2 protein-coding genes are annotated in these 936 nt (G+C 69.0%); both read left to right on the top strand.

All coding sequences use genetic code 11. The annotated features are described in order from the left end of the window. The first annotated feature begins 19 nt into the window (after positions 1-19). Positions 20-394, top strand: coding sequence for a YlxR family protein (locus tag ACOADB_RS07875; protein ID WP_378597410.1), 375 nt, complete (start codon positions 20-22; stop codon positions 392-394). A 96-nt stretch (positions 395-490) separates the two neighbouring features. Next, positions 491-936, top strand: a 446-nt coding sequence (locus ACOADB_RS07880) for a translation initiation factor IF-2 N-terminal domain-containing protein (RefSeq protein ID WP_378597411.1), incomplete at its 3' end; no start/stop codon positions are given.

Genomic DNA, 936 nt, shown 5'->3' on the forward strand with positions numbered 1-936 from the left:
GCGGTAGAGTGGTCTGTTGGTGGCACGCCAATCGAAATCCCCCGCAGAACCTGACGTCCTCCCTCTCGAGGGACCCGTCCGGACCTGCATCGGATGTCGACAGCGAGCCGCCAAACGCGAGTTGTTGCGGGTGACCGCCGGCTCGGGCGCAGATGGCCGACCAGCCGTCGTACCCGACCTGGAGGGCACTGCACCGGGACGCGGGGCGCACCTGCACCCCACCTCCGGTTGCTACGACCTCGCGGTACGGCGGAAAGCCTTCTCCCGGGCACTGCGCTTCGCGCAGAGTGCGGGTGGGACCGGGCTTTCCAGCGTGCCGGTGGGGGAGTACGTCGCCTCGCTACTGATCAATCCGACCGCATCCACCAAGAGAGACTGGAGCAGCAGCTCATGAGCACTCGATGAGTACCTCGCGATGAGCCAGTTCGTTCTGCACCACCCACCAACGGTCTGAAGATCCCCACCCGGGTCTTGGGCCAGAAGGAGCATTGTGGCCAAGACCCGAGTTTCCGAACTCGCGAAGAAGTACGGCATCCCCAGCAAGGAAGCGCTGGAGAAGCTGAGTGCCATTGGCGAATTCGCCAAGACGGCGTCGTCGAGCGTTGAACTGCCTGCAGTCAAGAAGTTCGAAGACACCTACGGCGCGGACCTTCTCGCAAAGATGAAGCCGGCTGCTGCTGGCGGCGAGGCGGCCACGCCCGCCCCGCGGCCCGCGCCGGCCAAGAAGGCTGCCGCTGCGCCGGCCGCTCCCGTTGCCGAGGCGCCCGTCGCCGACGCTCCGGTCGCACCTGCAGCGCCCGCAGCCGCCGCTGACGACAAGCCTGCGGCTCCCCGCCCCGGCCCGCGCCCCGGACCGGCGAAGACGCCGGACCCGGAGCCCGAGCCCGTGGTCGAGCCCGTCGTGGAGGCCCCCGCTGCTGCGGCGGCTCCCGAGGC

This window comes from Nocardioides sp. CPCC 206348, assembly GCF_048654705.1.
Lineage (GTDB): Bacteria > Actinomycetota > Actinomycetes > Propionibacteriales > Nocardioidaceae > Nocardioides.